Genomic DNA, 18,426 nt, shown 5'->3' on the forward strand with positions numbered 1-18,426 from the left:
GGGCAAAATATCTGCAGGCAGTGTAATAAAAAAAGCCCCGGGGGTGAATCCTCCGGGGCTTAAAAGATTAAAAATTACGCGACTTGCTGCGTCAGATCATGTTACCGGTAAAATAACCCTGACGGAGGAGCTGGCGATTACTCAAACTCGTTCCACGAACGACCATCGCGGGTGATCATCGCCACGGAGGCAACCGGCCCCCAGGTACCCGCCTGATACGGTTTCGGCGAATCGCGATCGGCAGCCCAGGCTTCAGTGATGGAGTCGACCCACTTCCACGCCTCTTCCACTTCATCACGACGGACGAACAGCGCCTGGATACCGCGCATCGTTTCCAGCAGCAGGCGCTCGTAGGCATCCGCCAGGTGGGTTTGATTAAAGGTTTCCGAGTAGCTCAGATCCAGCTTGGTGATCTGCAGGTTATGCTTGTGGTCAAGTCCGGGAACTTTGTTCAGCACCTGGATATCCACCCCTTCATCCGGCTGCAGACGAATGGTCAGCTTATTCTGCGGCAGCTCTTGCCAGGTCTCTTTGAACAGGTTCAGCTCCGGCGTTTTGAAGTAAACCACGACTTCGGAACACTTGGTCGGCAGACGTTTACCGGTACGCAGGTAGAACGGTACGCCCGCCCAGCGCCAGTTGTCGATATCCACGCGGATCGCCACGAAGGTTTCTGTATGGCTGGACTTGTTGGCCCCCTCTTCCTCGAGGTAGCCCGGCACTTTTTTGCCCTGGGCAAAACCGGCGGTGTACTGGCCGCGCACCGTTTTTTCACGCACGTTGGTGCGGTCAATGCGGCGCAGCGATTTCAGCACCTTCACTTTTTCATCGCGGATGCTATCGGCAGTCAAATCTGACGGCGGGGACATGGCAATCATGCACAGAATTTGCAGCAGGTGGTTCTGGATCATGTCGCGCATCTGCCCGGCCTGATCGAAGTAGCCCCAGCGGCCCTCAATGCCCACCTCTTCCGCCACGGTGATCTCGACGTGATCGATGGTGCGGCTGTCCCAGTTATTGACGAACAGCGAGTTGGCAAAGCGCAGCGCCAGCAGGTTCAGCACCGTCTCTTTACCCAGATAGTGGTCGATACGGTAGACCTGGCACTCTTCAAAGAACTCACCCACCCGATCGTTGATCTCGCGGGAGGTTTCCAGGGAGGTACCCAGCGGTTTCTCCATCACCACGCGGGCCGGCTTGGCGTTCAGCTTCGCTTCACCCAGACCTTTGCAAATCGCGCCAAAGGTGCTCGGCGGCATGGCGAAATAGTTAATGGTCACCCGCTCTTTTTGATCGAGCATTTTGCCCAGACGAGTAAACGCTTTGGTATCGTTGACATCAAGGTTACAAAAATCCAGACGCCCGCTCAGGGTCTCCCACAAACCTTCATCGATTTTCTCCTTCATGAAGGTTTCCATCGCTTCACGCACTACCTTGGTGTAAGCGTCTTTGTCCCAGTCGGCGCGACCGACGCCGATGATGCGGGTGTCAGGGTGGATCTGGCCCGCTTTTTCAAGCTGATACAGGGAAGGCAGCAATTTACGTCGCGCCAGGTCACCCTTCGCGCCGAAAATGACCAGATCGCATGCCTGGGCCGTTTGCGTTACCGCCATGTCATTCTCCTTAGTTGATAGCCCGGTGCTTATGCCAGACTATAGTTGTATTTGTAATTTTCTTTCACTGCATCGTACTGTGTTTACGAATTTCCCGAAACCCTCAGCGGCCGTTCCCGCTGCTAAATCGCACAGGGTGGAAAACAGAGGCTGAGATTTTGGGCATGCGGCTAATATTGTTCGTTGTTTCGACCGATTATCAGTTAGTAAAATACGACTCTGATCATGTAATGAAAAAAAACAACATATTTTCAGGTCATTCCTCACCGTTTCCGACTACGGAGGGGTATATTCTTGCTATAACGCCTGATGATTTCACCCATTAATGAAATCGCTTCCATTGATGAGCGCCCGATTACCCATGAATATGCTGGAAAAAATCCAGTCCCGGCTGGAACACCTTAGCAAATCTGAACGCAAAGTGGCGGAAGTCATCCTTGCTACCCCCGCGCAGGCCATTCATTCAAGTATTGCCGCCCTGGCGCTGGAAGCCGGCGTCAGCGAGCCCACGGTTAACCGTTTCTGCCGCAGCCTGGAAACGCGCGGTTTCCCGGATTTCAAACTGCATCTTGCACAAAGCCTGGCGCACGGTACGCTCTATGTTAACCGCAACGTCGATGAAGACGACAGCGTTGAGTCCTATACGGGAAAGATATTTGAGTCAGCCATGGCCAGTTTAGATCAGGTCCATCATTCTCTCGACATGTCGGCGATCAATCGCGCGGTTGACCTGCTCACGCAGGCGAAGAAAATCGCCTTTTTTGGCCTGGGCTCTTCGGCCGCCGTCGCCCACGACGCGATGAACAAGTTTTTCCGTTTTAACGTGCCGGTGATCTATTCCGACGACATCGTCCTGCAACGCATGAGCTGTATGAACTGTAATGACGATGATGTGGTGGTGATCATCTCGCATACCGGCAGGACTAAAAGCCTGGTGGAGCTGGCGCAGCTGGCCCGCGAAAACGATGCGATGGTGATCGCGATTACCTCCCCCGGCACGCCGCTTTCCCGGGAATCAACGCTGGCGATTACCCTGGACGTACCGGAAGATACCGATATCTATATGCCGATGGTCTCCCGCTTAGCGCAGCTGACGGTAATTGATGTCCTGGCGACCGGCTTCACCCTGCGGCGGGGAGCAAAATTCAGAGATAACTTGAAGAGGGTCAAGGAAGCGCTCAAGGAATCGCGCTTTGATAAAGAGCTCAGCGTACACAGCAATGACCAATAAAAGTAGAAACAAAGCACTATCCTATTACACCGTCGGTAATGTTCCGGTATAGCGACTTTGCTCGTCGGCGCTACCGAATCCATGTTCACGCAACACCAAAGTTGTTTCAGTCAACGGAGTATTACATGTCCAGAAGGCTTCGCAGAACCAAAATCGTGACTACCTTAGGCCCGGCTACCGACCGCGATAACAACCTTGAGAAGGTTATTGCCGCAGGCGCTAACGTGGTACGTATGAACTTCTCTCACGGCACCGCGGAGGATCATCAGATCCGCGCGGATAAAGTCCGTGAGATTGCGGCGAAACTGGGCCGTCATGTCGCGATTCTCGGTGACCTACAGGGGCCGAAAATCCGCGTTTCCACCTTCAAAGAAGGCAAAATTTTCCTCAATATCGGCGATAAATTCCTCCTCGACGCAAACCTGGGTAAAGGCGAAGGCGACAAAGAGAAAGTCGGCATCGACTATAAAGGGCTGCCGGCTGACGTGGTTCCGGGCGACATTCTGCTGCTGGACGACGGCCGCGTACAGCTGAAGGTCCTGGAAGTTCAGGGCATGAAGGTGTTCACCGAAGTCACCGTCGGCGGACCGTTGTCCAATAATAAGGGGATTAACAAGCTGGGCGGCGGCCTCTCTGCCGAAGCGCTGACGGAGAAAGACAAAGCGGACATCATCACCGCCGCCAAAATTGGCGTCGATTACCTGGCCGTCTCCTTCCCGCGCTGCGGCGAAGACCTGAACTACGCTCGTCGCCTGGCGCGCGATGCCGGCTGCGATGCCAAAATCGTCGCCAAAGTCGAGCGCGCGGAAGCGGTATGCGATCAGGACGCGATGGATGACGTGATCCTCGCCTCCGACGTTGTCATGGTGGCCCGCGGCGACCTCGGCGTGGAAATCGGCGATCCGGAGCTGGTCGGCATCCAGAAGGCGCTGATCCGCCGCGCCCGTCAGCTGAACCGCTCGGTCATTACCGCGACGCAGATGATGGAGTCGATGATCACCAACCCGATGCCAACCCGCGCCGAAGTCATGGACGTGGCGAACGCCGTGCTGGACGGCACCGACGCCGTGATGCTGTCGGCAGAAACCGCCGCGGGCCAGTATCCGTCTGAGACCGTTGCCGCGATGGCGCGCGTCTGCCTCGGCGCGGAAAAAATCCCCAGCCTCAACGTCTCCAAGCACCGCCTGGACATTCAGTTCGATAACGTGGAAGAAGCCATTGCGATGTCCGCCATGTACGCGGCGAACCACCTCAAGGGCGTCACCGCTATCATTACTATGACGGAATCCGGTCGGACCGCGCTGATGACTTCCCGCATCAGCTCCGGCCTGCCGATTTTCGCGCTGTCTCGCCACGAGCGCACGCTGAACCTGACCGCGCTGTATCGCGGCGTGACCCCGGTGCATTTCGATAGCGTCAATGACGGCGTAGCCGCTGCGCACGACGCGGTAACGCTGCTGCGTGATAAAGGCTATCTGGTGACCGGCGACCTGGTTATCGTCACTCAGGGTGACGTGATGAGCACCATCGGTAGCACCAACACCACCCGCATTCTGACCGTCGAGTAAGCCTCTCCACCTACCTGCCAGCGCCGCAGCTGGCAGGTATTTTTTTGCCTCCTCGCCCGCTAAACTACGCAAGCCAGCTCAACAATAGCGTGGCGGTAATCACCGTCGACGCGCCGCCGATACGGGTGGCTATCTGGGCAAAAGGCATTAATCCCATTCGGTTTGATGCCGAGAGAATGGCAACGTCTCCCGTCCCCCCCAGCCCGCTGTGGCAGCTGGTGACGATGGCCGCTTCGACCGGGTACATATTCAGCCGAGAAGCGATAAGAAAGCCGCTTAGCGCCATCGCAATGACGATTGAGCCGCAAACCACCACGTAGCCAACCGAGAAGACCGCGACCACGCTTTCCAGAGGAACATACAGCATTCCCAGGCCTATCATCAGCGGCCAAACCAGCGCGGCGGAGACGAACTTGTAGCAGCTGTGCGCCCCCAGCTCCATCGCCGCCGGGATAACCTTCGCGTATTTGCAAAATACCGCGGCCAGAATCATCAGCACCGGCCCCGGAATATGCACCACCTTTTCCAGCAGACCGCCGACGATAAAAAACGCGCAAATCATTAATAATCCGGCCCCCATCAGTTGGAAATCCGTGGGCTGCGCGCGCTGATTTTGCGCAAAGACGCTGTTATCTTCATGGCTGCGGATCAGCATTCCGCTGCCGGAGAGCGAAGGACGTCGCGTCCCCATGCGCGCCAGAAAACCGGCGCAGATGATGGCGAAAATGTTGCCCACCACGGCAGCCGGCGCCAGCTGCGCCACGTAAACGTCGGGCGTTTGCCCGAGAATGGCTGAATAGGCCAGCGATAGAGGCAGGATCCCTTCACCGATACCGCCGCCGATGATCGGCACGATAATAAAGAAAAAGGTGTGGTAGAAACTGTAGCCAACCAGGCTGCCCACCAGCAGGCCGGTTAAGATCGCCGCCCCGGTCCCCACCACCAGCGGGACAAACATACGTACCATTCCCTGAATCAGGATGGTTCTGTTCATGCCCAGAATGCTGCCGACGACCAGGCAGGCGATGACAAAATAGAGGAGATTGGCCTCTTTCATCAGCAAGTGCACGGTATCGAGGGTATGCGCTTCGAACATGCCGAAATAGACCAGCACCGACGGCGTCATCAGGCACAAAATGGCCGGGCCGCCAACCTCCTTGAGGATTGGCACCATCCGGCCAATTTTAGCCAGCGCGAACCCCAGGGTCATGATTACCGCCAGACCGCCAATCATGTTCTTCGGCAGCAGGCCTGCGGTCGCGGAGATGGCAACAATTGCGGCTATCCCGATAAATAGCGCCAACGGCACGGCGCCGACCTCAATATTGGATAAAAGTCGTGGCGCCTGCCCGCTCGGCAGCGTTTTATCTATCGGGTGGTTGAGTGAGTTATTTTCCATATTTTTACCTGAATAATGATGTCACGTAGGGTATCGACGCAATATAAAAAGCGCGCAATCAAATAAATAAAAAAGTGCCAGGCAAAATACCAATGAAACAAAAAAACGTTAGCACAGGACGTTAACATTAAAAATAAAATCCAGGTTTTACTGTCGTGCTTTGTGACTAAAGCATAATATTTATTTTAAGTAATTTAATTTATTATCCGGAAACTAAAGTTACCGGCATCGGTATAGTTGAATAGCAGAGAGATAAAGTGATGATTCTGTCCTTTTTTCTCTATTTGTAAGTAAAGTATTTAAGGCGAAATTATTTAAACCCCAGCGACTGTGATGACTATCACCTTTTAAATATTATGGGATCGCTAGATTAAAAAAACACAACGTAGCCGATAATATATTTTCAGGACATCTTATGCCTTCACTGCTCTTAGAATCCCTTTTTCCCCTGGTGTTTATCATGCTGCTCGGATGGCTAAGCGGTAAGCTGGGCTATACCCGCCGCGAGGATGCGTCCGTACTGGCCACGGTGGTCATTCGTTTCGCGCTTCCCTTCCATCTTTTTATCGGCGCACTGAATACTCATCCCGATAAGATAAAAAACTTCACCTTTATGGCGGTGTTAGTCATCGGTCTGATGGGGTCATATATCCTCACGCTCCTGATCTCACGCTATGTTTTTCGTCATGATATTAAAACCAGCGCGATTCAGTCCCTGGTGTGCGCGTTCCCCGACATGGCCTACTTTGGCGCTCCCGTGCTTGCGGTGCTGATTGGTCCGGAGGGTTTTCTCGGCGTGCTTATCGGTAACCTGGTGACCAGCGTATTGATGATCCCCCTGACCATCATCCTGATTCGCATGGATGACAAGCGCGGCCGCGCTGACGCGGAACAGCCTAATCCGCTGCGGCTTATCCTGCAAAACCTGTTTAAAGCCGTCCGAAACCCGATTGTCTGGATACCGATTTCCGGGGTACTGCTCAGCCTTGCCGGAGTACAGCTGCCGCACATGCTGAGCATGCCCATTGAGATGGTGGGAAAAGTGGCGGGCGGCCTCTCCCTGTTCGCCCTTGGGCTGCTATTTTACGGCGAACGTCCTACGGTCAATATTCAAACCTGTACCAATATCAGCATCAAGAATCTGCTCCAGCCGGCCATGATGGCCGTAGCCGGCCTCGCCTTCGGGCTCAGCCATAGCCTGATGCAGCAGGTCATTATCATCGGCGCGACGCCTTCCGCCATTGCGGCAGGGATGTTTGCCCTGCGCAGCGATACCTATATCGAGCCCGCCTCTTCCTCTATTTTGCTCGGTACCGCAGTGGGCGTCGTCACTGAAGGATTCATGATTTATTTAATCTCTTAATCACTGAAATAAAGCCCGAAGAATTCCGGCAATTATTTATTATGATATTCAGGAGTCATCAAATGTTAGCCACAGAAACCTTATATACGCCCTATAACGGCGCCGTGCTGCTGGAAAACCCGTTATTAAATAAAGGTCTCGCGTTTACTGAAGGTGAACGGACCGCGTTTAATCTTCAGGGTCTGCTGCCGCATAATGTCGAAACGATTGAAGAGCAAACCGCACGCGCGTGGGGGCAGTTTTGCCAGTTTAAACGGGATATTTCACGCCATATCTACCTGCGAAATATTCAGGATACTAACGAGACCCTATTCTATAATCTGCTGCGCAGCCATATGAAAGAAACGCTGCCAATCATCTATACCCCAACGGTAGGTGAAGCATGTGAACACTTCTCTGAAATTTATCGCCGGGGACGCGGTCTGTTTATTTCATGGCCTAACCGTCACAACATTGATGAGATGCTGCAGGGCTTTTCCCGCAATGATATCAACGTTATTGTGGTGACCGACGGCGAGCGCATTCTTGGCCTCGGCGACCAGGGGATTGGCGGCATGGGGATCCCGATTGGTAAACTCTCGTTATATACCGCCTGCGGGGGTATACACCCGGCATCAACGCTCCCCATTATGCTGGACGTGGGCACCAACAACGCCCAGCATCTTGAGGACCCGCTGTATATGGGCTGGCGTCATCCGCGTATAAGCGACGAGCAGTACATGGAATTTATGGACATGTTTGTCCATGCCATCACGCAGCGCTGGCCCAATGTGCTACTACAGTTCGAAGATTTTGCGCAAAAAAACGCCACCCGGCTTCTTAACCGCTATCGTCACCAGCTGTGCTGTTTCAACGATGATATTCAGGGCACGGCAGCCGTGACCTCAGGCACGCTGATCGCTGCCGCCGCTGCCGCCGGTACGCGGATCCGCGATCAGCGCGTGGTGTTTCTCGGCAGCGGATCGGCCGGATGCGGGATAGCGGAAAAAATCATTGCGCTGATGGTTGATGACGGGCTCTCAGAGCAGGAAGCGCGCAATCGCATCTTTATGGTCGACCGCCCAGGCCTGTTGACCGATGAGATGCCGGATTTGCTGGATTTCCAGCAGGACCACGTCACGCCGCGGAAAAATCTCACCCGCTGGGATACCGATGCGGCCCACCTGTCGCTGATGGATGTTGTACGCAACGTCCATCCCACCGTGCTGATTGGCGTATCCGGCCAGCCGGGACTGTTCAGCGAAGAGATTATCAAAGAGATGCACCGGCACTGCCCGCGTCCGATTATTATGCCGCTGTCCAACCCGACCTCCCGCGCCGAAGCCCAGCCGAAGGATCTGCTGGAATGGACCCGGGGGAATGCGCTAATTGCCACCGGCAGCCCGTTCGCGCCCGTATTCTATGACGGTAAGACCTACGATATCGCCCAGTGCAACAACGCCTATGTTTTCCCCGGTCTGGGGCTGGGGATTCTGGCCAGCAAAGCGGCGCGCGTGACCGAAGGGATGCTTATCGCCTGCAGTAAAACCCTGGCCGCCCACTCGCCTTTGGCCACCCGCGACGCCGGCGGATTACTGCCGCCGGTCGACGAGATTGAGATGATTTCCCGGGCAATTGCCGCAGAGGTCGCACGCGCGGCTCAGCAGGATGGCGTCGCGCCGCAGATTGACGAGGCTCAGCTGGCCGCGAATATCGATAAAATGTTCTGGCGAGCGCGCTACACCGCGTATAAACGATCGCCATTTTGATCGCCATCCCAGACACATATTACGGGAAGCGCGCCGGCTTCCCGCCGCACCGGGAAACCCCGCATGATTAATGTGCTGATTGTCGATGATGATTCCATGGTGGCCGAGCTGAACCGGCTGTTTCTCAGCCGGGTGGCGGATTTCCACTGCTGCGGCGTGGCCCCCACGGTCCGCGAAGCCAGGGAGATGCTTAGCCATTTGGCGCAGGTCGATCTGGTGCTGCTGGATGTCTACATGCAGCAAGAGAACGGGCTGGATCTGCTGCCCGCGCTACGCGCCGATGCGCGAAATATTGATGTCATTATGATTACCTCCGCTGCCGATAGGTGCACGGTTCAGACGGCGCTGCATTATGGCGTGGTCGATTACCTGATTAAACCGTTTCAGTTTCCGCGCTTTGAGGAGGCGCTGTTGTCATGGCGTAAAAAGCGCGATCTGAAGTATGCGAAATCCAGCTACGCCCAGGCCGATGTGGACAGCCTGCTGCGCAGCGGGGTTCAGCAGCAGGAAAGCGCACGCCGCTTGCCGAAAGGACTTACGCCGCAGACGCTTCGTCTGGTGTGCCAGTGGATTGACGCCTGGCAGGAGCGTGACTTTTCGACCAATGAACTGGCCGCGGCGCTGCAGATATCCCGGGTCTCATGCCGCAAATATCTGATTTGGCTGGAGCAGATAAATATCCTCTACACCACCAACCATTACGGCATCACCGGTCGTCCGGAATATCGTTACCGGCTCGTTGCCGATCATTTGGCGCTACTCAAACAATACGGCCAATGAACCCGGTGAGCCCATTGGCTGCGATTTTCACCCCTGATGCGGCTTCTTCTTGGGGTACAGCTCTTTACGCTTGTAGGGCTCGATTTCACCCGGCTTGCGCGTTTTCAGCAGCTTGAGGATCCAGGTGTACTGCTCGGTATGCGGCTTCACGAACACTTCCACCTCTTCGTTCATCCGCCGGGCGATAGTGTTATCGTCCGCTTCCAGCAGATCGTCCATCGGCGGGCGCACCAGCACCGTCAGACGATGCGTTTTACCATCATAGACCGGGAACAGCGGTACGACGCGGGCGCGGCAGACTTTCATTAAACGGCCGATCGCCGGGAGCGTCGCCTTGTAGGTGGCAAAGAAATCAACAAATTCACTGTGCTCGGCCCCGTGATCCTGATCCGGCAGATAGTAGCCCCAGTATCCCTGACGCACCGACTGAATAAACGGTTTGATCCCGTCGTTGCGCGCGTGCATACGACCGCCGAAACGACGGCGCACGGTATTCCAGACGTAATCGAATACCGGGTTGCCCTGGTTATGAAACATCGCCGCCATTTTTTGCCCGCCGGACGCCATCAGCATCGCCGGGATGTCTACTCCCCAGGCATGAGGAACCAGGAAGATCACTTTCTCGTTGTTGCGCTGCATTTCATCGATAATTTCTTTGCCCTGCCAGTCGACGCGAGAAAGAATCCGCTGCGGATCGCGCAGGCCTAACTCCGCCATCATCACCATCGCCTGCGGCGCGGAGGCATACATGGCATCAATTATTTCTTCACGTTCCTGCTCGCTTTTTTCCGGAAAGCAGTACAGCAGGTTAATTTGCGCCCGGCGGCGCGAACTCTTTGCCAGACGACCAACAAAACGCCCCAGTTTACCCAGGATCGGATCGCGGAAAGACGCGGGCGTCAGGGCAATTGCGCCGAAGGCAAAAACGCCGAACCACGCGCCCCAGTAGCGCGGCAGTAAAAAGGATTTTTCAAATTTTGGAATAAATTCAATATTATTTTTTTTCGTTTCCATGCCCAATCCGCAGAATTTCCGCTTAATAAAGATAATGGGTTAGTTTAGCGATACGTTGAGTAACGTACAAAAGAAAAAGCCGGCGCACAGCGTGCACCGGCTTTAACTGACGGAAGGTTAGTCAAACCGCAGCTGCGGAATCACCTGTTTTGCCTGCGCCAGATAATCGGTACGGTCGGAACCGCTGAGCCCTTCCGTACGCGGCAGTTTCGCCGTTAGCGGGTTGACCGCCTGCTGGTTGATCCACACTTCATAATGCAGATGCGGACCGGTAGAACGGCCGGTGTTGCCCGACAGCGCAATACGATCGCCGCGTTTCACCTTCTGCCCGGGTTTGACCAGCAGCTTACGCAGGTGCATATAGCGGGTGGTATAGGTGCGACCATGACGGACGGCGACGTAATAACCTGCCGCACCGCTACGTTTAGCCACCACCACTTCGCCATCCCCTACCGACAGCACCGGCGTGCCCTGCGGCATCGCAAAATCGACGCCACGATGCGGCGCGACGCGGCCGGTCACCGGGTTCAGACGACGCGGGTTAAAGTTCGAAGAGACGCGGAACTGACGTGCGGTCGGGAAGCGCAGGAACCCCTTCGCCAGGCCGGTACCGTTGCGATCGTAGAATTTGCCATCCTCAGCGCGGATCGCGTAATAGTCTTTGCCATCCGAACGCAGGCGTACGCCAAGCAGCTGGCTTTGCTCGCGCTTACCGTCGAGCATTTCACGCGACATCAGTACGGAAAACTCATCGCCTTTTTTCAGCTTACGGAAGTCCATCTGCCACTGCATGGCTTTGATCACCGCGCTAATTTCGGTGCTGGTCAGGCCGGCATCGCGAGCGCTGGCGACAAAGCTGCCGCCCACGGTACCTTTCAGTACGTTATTGACCCAGTCGCCTTTTTGCAGCTCGCTGCTCATTTTGAAACCGTTTGCAACCCGGTCATAGGTGCGGGTTTCGCGGCGCGACATCTCCCAGGTCAGGCTTTGCAGGTCACCGTCCGCCGTCAGGGTCCAGGAGAGCTGTTGGCCGATTTTCAGATTACGCAGCTCTTTATCCGCCGAGGAGAGCCGGGCGATATCGCCCATATCAATACCGTACTGATTAAGAATGCTGCTGAGCGTATCGCCGGTCGACACCACATATTCATGGCCGCCGGAATCGCTGTCCGCTTTATCATCCAGCTCATCCTGAGGGATAGCTTCTTCTTCCTGAGGCGCCTGATCGATGGGTTCCGAAGCCTCTGGCAGCAGCGAACGAATTTCGCTTTGTTCCAGCTCGATGGTTCTGGAGATGGGAGCCGTTTCGGGATGGTGGTAGATGTAGGGTCGCCAGACGGCGACCGCTAAGGTAAGAACGCTAAGCGACCCCAGCATAACGCGGTGAGGTCGTGGCAGATTGTTAAATGCCTGAGTGACAGCGCGGGCTATCTGTTGCACGTATTCACTTCCTCGTTATTCTCCTTTCAGGCAGCTGGAATACTGATTCGCCATCTGGCTCAGGAATTGCGGGTAACTCTCTTTACCCAGCTTAATTCCGATTCCAAGTGGATCCAGGGTTCCCATGCGCACGGACGTTCCCCTGGCAACAGCTTCGATGACCGCTGGCCTGAACTGTGGCTCAGCAAAAACGCAAGTTGCTTTTTGCTCAACCAGCTGTGTTCTGATTTCGTGTAAACGCTGCGCACCAGGCTGGATTTCAGGGTTGACAGTAAAATGGCCCAGTGGGGTCAAACCGTAGTGTTTTTCAAAGTAGCCGTAGGCGTCATGAAAAACGAAATATCCCTTCCCTTTCAGCGGTGCCAGCTCGGTCCCAACCTGCTTGTCGGTTGCGGCTAATTTTGCCTCAAAATCCTTCAGGTTGGCGTCAAGTTTGGCTCGACTCTGCGGCATAAGTTCCAATAATTTATCGTGGATTGCAACCGCCGAAAGGCGCGCTATCTCTGGGGAAAGCCACAGATGCATGTTATAGATGCCGTGATGGTGATCGTCGTCACTATTTTCCCCGGCGCCATGGTCGTGACCGTGATGGTCGTCGTCGTCGTCGGTGCCTTTCATGAGTAACGGTTTCACGCCGTCAAGCTCGGCAATCGTCACCTTTTTGTTCGGCGCAATGCTTTGCGTTGACTTATCCATAAACGCCTCCATCTCTGGACCAATCCAGACCACTAAGTCTGCGTTCTGTAAGCGTTTTGCATCCGATGGCCGCAGCGAATAGTCATGCTCAGAGGCCCCGTCCGGCAGCAGTACCTGGGTCTCGGTTACCCCATCAGCGATCGCTGATGCGATAAAGCCCAGTGGCTTAAGGGAAGTGACAACCGCGGCGCTGGCCAACGGCGCATGGGCGAACAAAAAAGCGGCGCTAAGTCCAGCGCAAAGAAGCGTATTTTTATGTAACATAATGCGTCTAATCATCGTATAGAATGAGAGAGATGTGATATTATAACATTCACTGGCTTGTGCAACCTCTAATTTGATATGACAAATCTTGTAACTCTGGAAAACGTCGCGGTCGTTTATGGCCAAAGGCGCGTGCTGTCTGACATTTCGCTAACGCTAAAGCCGGGCAAAATTTTAACCTTACTGGGGCCGAACGGCGCCGGTAAATCGACCCTCGTGAGAGTGGTTCTGGGGCTGGTAGCACCCTCGGAAGGGATTATCAAACGCGACGGGCATCTGAGGATCGGCTATGTGCCGCAAAAGCTGCACCTTGATGCTACCCTGCCGCTGACCGTCAGCCGCTTTATGCTTTTACGTCCGGGAACGCACAAACGCGACATTCTGCCAGCGCTTAAGCGCGTGCAGGCCGGGCATCTGATCGACGCCCCTATGCAGAAGCTTTCCGGCGGAGAGACCCAGCGGGTACTGCTGGCGCGGGCGCTGCTCAATCAGCCGCAGCTGCTGGTGCTCGACGAGCCGACGCAGGGCGTTGACGTCAACGGCCAGGTGGCGCTTTACGATCTGATTAACCAGCTGCGCCAGGAGCTTGATTGCGCCGTACTGATGGTTTCTCATGACCTGCATCTGGTGATGGCCAAAACCGACGAAGTGCTGTGCCTGAATCAGCATATTTGCTGCTCCGGCGCGCCGGAAGTGGTCTCTATGCACCCGGAATTTATCTCGATGTTCGGCCAGCGCGGCGCGGAACAGCTAGGGATCTATCGCCATCATCATAACCACCGCCACGACCTGCAGGGGCGGATTGTACTGCGTCGGGGAAATGACCGTTAATGATTGAACTACTGCTCCCCGGCTGGCTGGCCGGAATGATGCTCGCCTGTGCGGCGGGTCCGCTGGGATCGTTCGTCGTCTGGCGCCGGATGTCTTACTTCGGTGATACCCTGGCCCACGCCTCTCTGCTCGGCGTGGCTTTTGGTTTACTGCTCAACGTCAATCCGTTCTATGCGGTCATCGCGGTGACGCTGCTGCTGGCGGGCGGCCTGGTGTGGCTGGAGAAACGCCCCCACCTGGCGGTAGACACGCTACTCGGCATCATGGCGCACAGCGCGCTGTCTCTGGGCCTGGTGGTGGTCAGCCTGATGTCGAACGTGCGCGTCGATCTGATGGCCTATCTGTTCGGCGATCTGCTGGCGGTGACGCCGGAAGATTTGATCTCCATTGCGATTGGCGTGGTTATCGTGCTGGCGATCCTGCTCTGGCAATGGCGCAACCTGCTGTCGATGACCATTAGCCCGGATCTGGCGTTTGTTGATGGCGTTAAGCTTCAGCGGGTCAAGCTGCTATTGATGCTGGTGACCGCGCTGACCATCGGCGTGGCGATGAAGTTCGTCGGGGCGCTGATTATCACGTCGCTGCTGATTATTCCCGCCGCCACGGCCCGCCGCTTTGCCCGTACGCCGGAGCAAATGGCGGGAGTGGCGGTTGGCGTGGGAATGATTGCGGTGACCGGAGGATTGACCTTCTCGGCGTTCTACGACACGCCAGCGGGGCCTTCCGTGGTGCTGTGCGCCGCGCTGCTGTTTATTTTCAGCATGAGCAAGAAACCGGCCGCCTGACGCTTATGCGCCCGCGTCAGCCGCCATCAAAACTCGGCTGACGGCTATGGGCTCACGGCCGTCTGCGAACGTTGTAGCCCGGCTAAGGCCTTCACGCCGCAAGCCGGGACATCAAACCGCAATACCGCTTCAGCTATTTCCCCGGCTTGCGCTCCGCTTAGCCGGGCTACTGGCCCCTGAGGTCTGCTGTTTTATAGCCGGACAACGATTACGGCATTTCCGGCGGCGTAATACCGAAGTGGGTCCAGGCCCGTACCGTCGCCATTCGCCCGCGCGGCGTACGCTGTAAAAAGCCCTGCTGGATCAGATACGGCTCCAGCACATCTTCAATGGTTTCCCGCTCTTCACCGATGGCCGCAGCCAGGTTATCCAGGCCGACCGGCCCGCCAAAGAATTTATCGATGACCGCCAGCAGCAGCTTACGGTCCATATAATCAAAGCCTTCGGCATCCACGTTGAGCATATCCAGCGCCTGAGCGGCAATCTCCTCAGAGATACGCCCGTCGTAGCGAACCTCGGCAAAGTCACGCACCCTGCGCAGCAGGCGGTTGGCGATTCGCGGCGTACCGCGCGCGCGGCGCGCGACCTCCAGAGCCCCCTCTTCGCTCATCTCCAGTCCCATATAGCGGGCGCTGCGGCTGACAATATGCTGCAGGTCCGGGATCTGGTAAAACTCCAGGCGCTGAACGATGCCAAAACGGTCGCGCAGCGGTGATGTCAGCGAGCCGGCGCGAGTGGTCGCGCCAATCAGGGTAAACGGCGGCAGATCGATTTTTATCGAACGCGCCGCGGGCCCTTCGCCAATCATGATATCCAGCTGATAATCTTCCATTGCCGGATACAGGACTTCTTCGACCACCGGCGACAGGCGGTGGATCTCGTCGATAAACAGAACGTCGTGGGGCTCAAGATTGGTCAGCATCGCCGCCAGATCGCCCGCCTTCTCCAGCACCGGGCCGGAGGTGGTGCGCAGGTTAACGCCCATCTCGTTGGCGACGATGTTCGCCAGCGTGGTTTTCCCGAGCCCCGGCGGGCCAAAAATCAGCAGGTGATCGAGCGCGTCGCCGCGCAGCTTCGCCGCCTGGATAAAGATCTCCATTTGCGAACGGACGTGCGGCTGGCCCACGTACTCTTGCAGCAATTTAGGACGAATTGCGCGATCGGCCGCCTCTTCAAAACCGCTGCTGTCCGCCGATACCAGCCTGTCTGCTTCAATCATCCCTTACCTCACAACGCGGCGCGGAGCGCTTCGCGAATTAGCGTTTCACTGTTGGCATCCGGGCGTACGATTTTGCTGACCATCCGGCTGGCCTCCTGAGGTTTATAGCCCAGCGCCACCAGCGCGGCAACCGCTTCCTGTTCAGCGTCATCGTCAGACGGGCCAGCCGGCGACGTCAGGACCAGATCCGCTGCCGGCGTAAACAGATCGCCGTGCAGTCCTTTGAAGCGGTCTTTCATTTCGACAATCAGGCGTTCCGCAGTTTTCTTGCCGATCCCTGGCAGTTTGACCAGCGCCGCCAGCTCTTCACGCTCAACGGCATTGACAAACTGCTGCGCCGACATGCCGGAAAGGATCGCCAGCGCCAGCTTTGGACCGACGCCGTTGGTTTTAATCAGCTCTTTAAACAGCGTGCGCTCCTGCTTGTTATTAAAGCCATACAGCAGCTGTGCATCTTCACGGACGATAAAGTGGGTGAAAATGATCGCCTCTTTACCCACGTCCGGCAGCTCATAGAAGCAGGTCATCGGCAGATGAACCTCATAGCCTACGCCTCCCGTTTCAAGTAAAACCAGCGGGGGTTGTTTTTCGAGAATGATGCCTCTGAGTCTGCCTATCACATGGAGCTCCTGGATTAAGGGCCGAAAGTCTAATGCGGTATCATAAAAAAAGGCTGGATAGATATCCAGCCTGATTTCAGGTTATCGTAAGCGTCCGCGCGCCAGGTTCAGGCGGCTTTCGCCGATCTGAGCTGCGTTCTGGCTGACGTGGCAATGGGTGATGGCGATGGCTAAAGCATCTGCCGCATCCGCCTGCGGGTTAGCCGGCAGCTTAAGCAACGTGCGCACCATGTGCTGCACCTGGCTCTTTTCCGCGCTGCCGATGCCGACAACGGTCTGCTTTACCTGCCTGGCGGCGTACTCAAAGACCGGTAGGTCCTGATTCGTCGCCGCGACAATCGCCACGCCGCGCGCCTGGCCGAGCTTCAGCGCCGAGTCGGCGTTCTTTGCCATAAACACTTGTTCGATGGCGAAGTAGTCCGGCTGGAACTGGGTGATAATTTCCGTCACGCCCGCATAGATAAGCTTCAGGCGAGACGGTAAATCATCCACTTTCGTGCGAATACAGCCGCTGCCCAGGTAGCTCAGCTGGCGTCCAACCTGGCGGATGACGCCATAACCAGTGACGCGCGACCCCGGGTCAATGCCGAGAATAATGGCCATCACGCGCCTCCGGTTAGTGGTTTAACGGTCGGCAACATTAGAGCGTTGCGGCGACCTCATCAGAGATCTCGCCGTTATGATAAACTTCCTGCACGTCGTCGCAATCTTCCAGCATATCGATCAGACGCAGCAGTTTCGGCGCAGTTTCCGCGTCCATGTCCGCTTTGGTTGACGGGATCATCGAGACTTCAGCGGCGTCCGCTTTCAGGCCGGCGGCTTCCAGCGCATCGCGTACCGCGCCCATCTCTTCCCAGGCGGTATAAACGTCAATCGCGCCGTCGTCATAGGTCACAACGTCTTCCGCGCCCGCTTCCAGCGCCGCTTCCATGATCGCATCTTCGTCGCCTTTCTCGAAGGAGATAACGCCTTTTTTGCTGAACAGGTAGGAAACGGAACCGTCGGTCCCCAGGTTACCGCCGGTTTTGGTGAAGGCATGACGTACTTCCGCCACGGTACGGTTGCGGTTGTCGGACAGACATTCAACCATTACCGCCGTGCCGCCAGGACCGTAACCTTCATAGATGATGGTTTCCATGTTCGCATCATCATCGCCGCCGACGCCGCGCGCGATAGCGCGGTTCAGGGTGTCGCGGGTCATGTTGTTGCTCAGCGCTTTGTCGATTGCCGCGCGCAGACGCGGGTTAGAGCCCGCATCGCCGCCGCCCAGACGCGCGGCGGTGACCAGCTCGCGAATAATTTTCGTAAAGATCTTACCGCGCTTGGCATCCTGTGCCGCTTTGCGGTGCTTGGTGTTGGCCCATTTACTATGACCTGCCATAAAAAACTCTCCAAAAAAAAGCGCGCCCTTTCAGGCGGCGTTAATTACAAATTCTTCAATCGCCTGCCGGTTGCTCCAGGACTTGGTCAACGTGGCGGCTTCCGCCGCGTCAACCCAGCGATAGTCCAGATGTTCCGTAAAGACAATCTGGCGTTCATGGGGGAGCGCGAGACGGAACCAAAACTCCGTATTGCGCTCAACGCCCGGCGCATAGCGATGACGTAAATGAGAAAATATCTCGAATTCTACCGTACGCTGACAATCAACCAAAGCCAGCTGCTCGCAGGCAACATCGATAGCGACCTCTTCCATAACTTCACGCGCGGCAGCCTGCGGCGCGGTTTCTCCCTCTTCCAGGCTGCCGGTAACCGACTGCCAGAACGCGGGATCGTCGCGCCGCTGCAACATCAGCACCCGCTTCGTATCTTCGGCGTAAATCACCACCAGTACGGAAACGGGGAGCTTGAATGACAT

General features: G+C 56.1%; 17 protein-coding genes. 7 read left to right on the forward strand and 10 right to left on the reverse strand.

The genetic code is table 11. From position 1 onward, the window contains the following. Positions 1 to 137 precede the first annotated feature (137 nt). A complete protein-coding gene (zwf, locus tag FQK12_RS04785) occupies positions 138 to 1,613 on the reverse strand; it encodes a glucose-6-phosphate dehydrogenase (RefSeq protein WP_004122041.1) in 1,476 nt (491 codons plus the stop codon). Between the two features lie 325 nt (positions 1,614 to 1,938). Here zwf and FQK12_RS04790 point away from each other — a divergent pair, with 325 nt between their 5' ends. Continuing rightward, on the forward strand, positions 1,939 to 2,844 hold the full coding sequence (locus tag FQK12_RS04790) for a MurR/RpiR family transcriptional regulator (RefSeq protein ID WP_161505349.1): 906 nt from the start codon (positions 1,939 to 1,941) through the stop codon (positions 2,842 to 2,844). A gap of 125 nt (positions 2,845 to 2,969) precedes the next feature. After that, on the forward strand, positions 2,970 to 4,412 hold the full coding sequence (gene pyk / locus FQK12_RS04795; protein WP_014229845.1) for a pyruvate kinase: 1,443 nt from the start codon (positions 2,970 to 2,972) through the stop codon (positions 4,410 to 4,412). Positions 4,413 to 4,476: 64 nt separating this feature from the next. Here pyk and FQK12_RS04800 read toward each other — a convergent pair whose 3' ends face one another. Then, positions 4,477 to 5,811, reverse strand: coding sequence for a 2-hydroxycarboxylate transporter family protein (locus FQK12_RS04800; protein ID WP_014229846.1), 1,335 nt, complete (start codon positions 5,809 to 5,811; stop codon positions 4,477 to 4,479). Between the two features lie 415 nt (positions 5,812 to 6,226). Between FQK12_RS04800 and FQK12_RS04805 the strand changes: the two genes are divergently transcribed. The 3 genes from FQK12_RS04805 (at position 6,227) to dcuR (ending at position 9,702) form a co-directional block, all read left to right on the forward strand. Then, complete coding sequence (locus tag FQK12_RS04805; protein ID WP_014229847.1) at positions 6,227 to 7,174, forward strand: AEC family transporter; 948 nt, start codon at positions 6,227 to 6,229, stop codon at positions 7,172 to 7,174. 62 nt (positions 7,175 to 7,236) lie between these two features. Next, positions 7,237 to 8,922, forward strand: a complete 1,686-nt coding sequence (locus tag FQK12_RS04810) for an NAD-dependent malic enzyme (RefSeq protein ID WP_014229848.1) — start codon at positions 7,237 to 7,239, stop codon at positions 8,920 to 8,922. A 63-nt stretch (positions 8,923 to 8,985) separates the two neighbouring features. Then, positions 8,986 to 9,702, forward strand: a complete 717-nt coding sequence (dcuR, locus tag FQK12_RS04815; RefSeq protein ID WP_014229849.1) for a two-component system response regulator DcuR — start codon at positions 8,986 to 8,988, stop codon at positions 9,700 to 9,702. A 27-nt stretch (positions 9,703 to 9,729) separates the two neighbouring features. Here the strand turns inward: dcuR and lpxM are convergent, their stop codons facing one another. From lpxM to znuA, 3 genes are all read right to left on the reverse strand, one after another. Further along, entirely contained in the window at positions 9,730 to 10,716 is a 987-nt protein-coding gene (gene lpxM, locus FQK12_RS04820) for a lauroyl-Kdo(2)-lipid IV(A) myristoyltransferase (protein ID WP_014229850.1), read from the reverse strand. A gap of 117 nt (positions 10,717 to 10,833) precedes the next feature. Next, entirely contained in the window at positions 10,834 to 12,156 is a 1,323-nt protein-coding gene (gene mepM / locus FQK12_RS04825; RefSeq protein WP_014229851.1) for a murein DD-endopeptidase MepM, read from the reverse strand. A gap of 15 nt (positions 12,157 to 12,171) precedes the next feature. Then, positions 12,172 to 13,116, reverse strand: coding sequence for a zinc ABC transporter substrate-binding protein ZnuA (gene znuA / locus FQK12_RS04830; RefSeq protein ID WP_014229852.1), 945 nt, complete (start codon positions 13,114 to 13,116; stop codon positions 12,172 to 12,174). Between the two features lie 78 nt (positions 13,117 to 13,194). On the opposite strand from znuA, the gene znuC reads away from it, so the two are divergent. After that, positions 13,195 to 13,947 (forward strand): zinc ABC transporter ATP-binding protein ZnuC, encoded by a 753-nt coding sequence (gene znuC, locus FQK12_RS04835; RefSeq protein ID WP_014229853.1) that lies wholly within the window; start codon positions 13,195 to 13,197, stop codon positions 13,945 to 13,947. Next, a complete protein-coding gene (znuB, locus tag FQK12_RS04840) occupies positions 13,947 to 14,732 on the forward strand; it encodes a zinc ABC transporter permease subunit ZnuB (RefSeq protein ID WP_014229854.1) in 786 nt (261 codons plus the stop codon). The genes znuC and znuB overlap by 1 nt, the downstream gene beginning before the upstream one ends. A 208-nt stretch (positions 14,733 to 14,940) precedes the next feature. Here the strand turns inward: znuB and ruvB are convergent, their stop codons facing one another. The 5 genes from ruvB to nudB form a co-directional block, all read right to left on the reverse strand. Then, positions 14,941 to 15,951 (reverse strand): Holliday junction branch migration DNA helicase RuvB, encoded by a 1,011-nt coding sequence (gene ruvB, locus FQK12_RS04845; protein ID WP_004852130.1) that lies wholly within the window; start codon positions 15,949 to 15,951, stop codon positions 14,941 to 14,943. Between the two features lie 8 nt (positions 15,952 to 15,959). Continuing rightward, entirely contained in the window at positions 15,960 to 16,571 is a 612-nt protein-coding gene (gene ruvA, locus FQK12_RS04850; protein ID WP_004103390.1) for a Holliday junction branch migration protein RuvA, read from the reverse strand. An 81-nt stretch (positions 16,572 to 16,652) separates the two neighbouring features. Beyond that, entirely contained in the window at positions 16,653 to 17,174 is a 522-nt protein-coding gene (gene ruvC / locus FQK12_RS04855; RefSeq protein WP_014229855.1) for a crossover junction endodeoxyribonuclease RuvC, read from the reverse strand. Positions 17,175 to 17,211: 37 nt separating this feature from the next. Then, positions 17,212 to 17,952, reverse strand: coding sequence for a YebC/PmpR family DNA-binding transcriptional regulator (locus FQK12_RS04860; RefSeq protein ID WP_004122063.1), 741 nt, complete (start codon positions 17,950 to 17,952; stop codon positions 17,212 to 17,214). A gap of 30 nt (positions 17,953 to 17,982) precedes the next feature. Continuing rightward, positions 17,983 to 18,426, reverse strand: a complete 444-nt coding sequence (gene nudB / locus FQK12_RS04865; protein ID WP_004852138.1) for a dihydroneopterin triphosphate diphosphatase — start codon at positions 18,424 to 18,426, stop codon at positions 17,983 to 17,985.

This window comes from Klebsiella sp. ME-303, assembly GCF_007910085.1.
Taxonomy (GTDB): domain Bacteria; phylum Pseudomonadota; class Gammaproteobacteria; order Enterobacterales; family Enterobacteriaceae; genus Klebsiella; species Klebsiella michiganensis.

Coding starts and splice junctions, on each gene's coding strand:
- znuC (WP_014229853.1), top strand. CDS start 13,195: ATGACAAATCTTGTAACTCTGGAAAACGTCGCGGTCGTTTATGGCCAA.
- znuB (WP_014229854.1), top strand. CDS start 13,947: ATGATTGAACTACTGCTCCCCGGCTGGCTGGCCGGAATGATGCTCGCC.
- zwf (WP_004122041.1), bottom strand. CDS start 1,613: ATGGCGGTAACGCAAACGGCCCAGGCATGCGATCTGGTCATTTTCGGC.
- znuA (WP_014229852.1), bottom strand. CDS start 13,116: ATGTTACATAAAAATACGCTTCTTTGCGCTGGACTTAGCGCCGCTTTT.
- pyk (WP_014229845.1), top strand. CDS start 2,970: ATGTCCAGAAGGCTTCGCAGAACCAAAATCGTGACTACCTTAGGCCCG.
- dcuR (WP_014229849.1), top strand. CDS start 8,986: ATGATTAATGTGCTGATTGTCGATGATGATTCCATGGTGGCCGAGCTG.
- lpxM (WP_014229850.1), bottom strand. CDS start 10,716: ATGGAAACGAAAAAAAATAATATTGAATTTATTCCAAAATTTGAAAAA.
- FQK12_RS04805 (WP_014229847.1), top strand. CDS start 6,227: ATGCCTTCACTGCTCTTAGAATCCCTTTTTCCCCTGGTGTTTATCATG.
- FQK12_RS04790 (WP_161505349.1), top strand. CDS start 1,939: ATGAAATCGCTTCCATTGATGAGCGCCCGATTACCCATGAATATGCTG.
- ruvB (WP_004852130.1), bottom strand. CDS start 15,951: ATGATTGAAGCAGACAGGCTGGTATCGGCGGACAGCAGCGGTTTTGAA.
- ruvC (WP_014229855.1), bottom strand. CDS start 17,174: ATGGCCATTATTCTCGGCATTGACCCGGGGTCGCGCGTCACTGGTTAT.
- nudB (WP_004852138.1), bottom strand. CDS start 18,426: ATGTCATTCAAGCTCCCCGTTTCCGTACTGGTGGTGATTTACGCCGAA.
- FQK12_RS04810 (WP_014229848.1), top strand. CDS start 7,237: ATGTTAGCCACAGAAACCTTATATACGCCCTATAACGGCGCCGTGCTG.
- FQK12_RS04860 (WP_004122063.1), bottom strand. CDS start 17,952: ATGGCAGGTCATAGTAAATGGGCCAACACCAAGCACCGCAAAGCGGCA.
- FQK12_RS04800 (WP_014229846.1), bottom strand. CDS start 5,811: ATGGAAAATAACTCACTCAACCACCCGATAGATAAAACGCTGCCGAGC.